The 3319-nt window shown below is 64.7% G+C and carries 2 protein-coding genes and 1 pseudogene; all 3 read left to right on the forward strand.

The window, feature by feature from the left end; genetic code table 11:
• Positions 1-136: 136 nt before the first annotated feature.
• A pseudogene (locus tag AB4068_RS15635) lies at positions 137-1084 on the forward strand (IS1380 family transposase); the annotation flags it as partial.
• A gap of 489 nt (positions 1085-1573) precedes the next feature.
• Positions 1574-2605: an NADPH:quinone reductase gene (locus AB4068_RS15640; RefSeq protein WP_332603597.1), complete on the forward strand. Its 1032-nt coding sequence runs from the start codon at positions 1574-1576 to the stop codon at positions 2603-2605.
• Between the two features lie 161 nt (positions 2606-2766).
• On the forward strand, positions 2767-3319 hold a 553-nt coding region (locus AB4068_RS15645; protein ID WP_441433867.1), incomplete at its 3' end, for an AraC family transcriptional regulator.

The following is a 3319-nucleotide window of genomic DNA, read 5'->3' on the forward strand; positions in this document are numbered from 1 at the left end:
ACACCGGGCTGGTGCGATACCTCGCCGACAACGTCGACCGCGACCGGCTACACCGAAGCCGGACCAACACACGCTGAGCCAACCCGGGCGCTGCAGGCACCACCTTGCACAACTTGCCACGAACCTGTGCGAGTTGGACAAGGAAAACGCCTCCGGCACCTACAAGGGCGGGTACGGGTTCGCCCCGTTCACCGCCAGCATCGACTACGGCACCTTCCACGGCACCGGCGAAGTCCTGGCAAACCTGCTGCGGCCCGGCAACGCGGGGGCGAACAGCGCCGATGACCACATCCGGGTTTTCGATACCGCCGTATCCCAACTGCCCGAGGCGTTCTTCCCCGAGGGCAGGCTGGACGGACAGCGGATCCTGGTCCGTACCGACAGCGCGGGCGCCTCGCGGAAATTCCTGCATTACCTCCACTCCCTGGGTGTGCAGTTCTCCGTCTCCTACCCGGTCCCGGCGGCCAAGACCCACATGATCGACTGGATCAACGACAAACAGTACTGGCAGCCGGCCCTGGACCAAGACGGCAACGAACGCACCGACGCCTGGGTCATCAACGCCACCGAAGTCATCGCGCTGAAGGACTACCCGCCGGGGACCAACATCTACCTGCGGGCCGAGCCCCTGCACCCCGGCGCGGCCCCGACCCTGCTGGACTTGGATGGGCACCGCGTCACCGCGTTCCTGACGAACGCACCGCGCTGGCACGGCCCGTTCCTGGACGCCCGGCACCGGGCCCGGGGCCGGTGCGAGAACCGGATCAAGACCCTGAAGAACACCGGCCTGGGCAAGCTGCCGTTCTACGATTTCGCCGCGAACCAGGCCTGGGCCAACATCGCCGCCCTGGCCAGCAACCTCGTCGCCTGGCTGCAGCTCACCGCGCTGCCCGACGGGCATCAGGCCAGAACATGGGACATCAAACGCTGGCGCTACCGGCTCTTCGCCACCGCGGGGAAAATCATCACCCGCGCCAGACGCAGGCAGCTGCTCCTGCCCGAGACTGCACCGGAAAGAGCACTCATCACGTGGATGCTGGAAGCGATCAAAGGACTGCGCCACGCACGGCCAATCCCCATCTGACCGACGGTCGCAAGGAACAGACCCGACAAGCAGAAAGCACGCAACAGCACCCCGGCAGAGGAACCGGCGCCCCACCCAGGCGACCCGACGGGCCCTCCAGCACGCTCCCGATCAGCCGGACGCATCCGCCCAGCAAGAATCAGGACCCAGACGACCGCTCAGACAACCGATGAAAAATCGAGGCACGGGATGTGTCTGTCGGATTTGTGCGTCGTTCAGATAGCGGAGTCACCGCTGCGTTTGAGCGTCCGGAGTGCAACTTGGGGAACCGGGAGCGGTTCAAAGTTTCGCGAGGAAATAGGCGACTGAGGAGCGCCGAACGAAACTTTGGATCGTGAGCGGCGCATAGCGCCCTGGTTGCGCGGAGGACCCGCCCAGCGATGATGGGTAACAGAATGACTAACAGCGAAGTTGTTTCTGGTGGTCTTGCCCGCATCTGGTCCGGCATGCGCCGGGAATTTTCGGTCGGGGCCAGCGTTGGGTCTGAGTATGAAAGCAATCGTGTACCGTGCCACCGGCGATCCGTCTGTTCTCGAGCTCGTCGACCGTGAGATCCGCCAGCCGGGGCGCGGTGAGGCCCGCGTGCGGATCGCGGTCTCTGCGGTGAACCCCACCGACTGGAAGTCACGCCGCGGCGCCAAACCGGGGGAGCCCTTGCCCTTCGCGGAGGTCGTGCCGAACCAAGACGGCGCCGGAGTCGTGGACGCAGTCGGACCCGGCGTCGAGCATCTTCACGTCGGTGACAGGGTCTGGCTGGCCTTGGCCGCTTACCAGCGGGCCGACGGCGGGACAGCACAGGAATTCGCCGTCCTGCCGGCCGAGCGGGTCTTTCCATTGCCGGAGAACGCCGGGTTCGACCTCGGCGCAAGCCTGGGCGTTCCCGCGATCACCGCCCACCGGGCCTTGACTATCGCCGAGGACGGCCCGCGGCGGCTGCGCCCGGGAGCGTTGGACGGCAAGGTAGTTCTCGTCGCTGGAGGGGCTGGCGCCGTGGGCCATGCGGCGATCCAGCTCGCCAAGTGGGCTGGCGCCGTCGTGATCACGACCGTGAGCGGACCGGCGAAGGCTGCGCTGGTCACGGCCGCCGGCGCCGATCACGTCATCAATTACCGCGAAACCCACGCGGCCGTGGAGATCCGCCGGATCGCTCCCGAGGGCGTTGATCAGATCGTGGAGGTGGCGCCCGCGCAGAACGCGGAACTTGACCTGGCAGTGGTCCGCAACCGCGGCTCTATCGCGGTTTACGCCAACAACGGAGGCGATCAGATGGGCCTGGACGTGCGTAGGCATTTCAGCCTCAATGTCCGTTACCAGTTCGTGCTGCTCTACACCGTTGGCATGGCGGCGGTGTACGCGGCCGCCGAGGACATCAATGCGGCCATCGCCGACGGCGCCCTTCCGGTGGGAGAGGCGGCAGGCCTGCCGCTGCATCGCTTTGACCTGGCTGACACGGCTGCGGCCCACGCGGCGGTGGAAGAGAGCATCGTCGGCAAGGTGCTCATCGATGTGTCAGCGGGTTAGGCGATAACGCTCCGGGGGCCTCGCAGGGGTCATATTGAAAGGCATCCAGACAAGTACCTGTTGGCGTACGCTGTGCGAAGCGCCACATTTTGGAGAGACTACGGTGAGAAGTGAGTGATCGAAGTCGGGCTATCGGGTTCTTGATTCATGACAGCGTGACAATGATCGATGTTGCCGGGCCTGCTGATGTGTTTCATCATGCGAATGCTTTTGGGGCCCGCTACGACACTGTCTTGGTTTCCAGCGATGGCCGTGCCAAGCGTGCTTCCAACGGACACTATTTGACCGCTGAGGCCGCAGCCGGAGAGACGGGCGTCTTGGACACCGTGATCGTTCCGGGTGCCTACGGGATGGTGTCCAAGCCTTTCGAGGAGGGACTCGTCGAGGCGGTTTCCCATCTAACGAATGACGCCGGGCGGATCGCTTCCGTCTGTACCGGTGCGTTTCTCCTGGCACACGGGGGCTTGCTGAATTACCGGAACGCGACYACCCATTGGACCCAGGTCGAACGGTTCAGGAGGTCATATCCGCTGGTGCATGTCGTGCCTGATGCGTTGTTCGTGCAGGACGGTTCGATCATCACCTCGGCGGGCATCAGTTCCGGGGTGGATCTGGCGTTGTTCATGGTCGAGGAGGACTACGGACCTGACGTTGCCCGGGCCGTGGTCCGTCAAATGGTCATTTTCAATCAACGGCCGGGAGGGCAATCCCAGC

Origin of the sequence: Arthrobacter sp. 2RAF22 (genome assembly GCF_052115325.1) — a bacterium.
Classification (GTDB): domain Bacteria; phylum Actinomycetota; class Actinomycetes; order Actinomycetales; family Micrococcaceae; genus Arthrobacter.

Excerpts from the sequence above, each read along its gene's own strand:
- AB4068_RS15640 (WP_332603597.1), top strand. The coding sequence starts at position 1,574 with ATGAAAGCAATCGTGTACCGTGCCACCGGCGATCCGTCTGTTCTCGAG.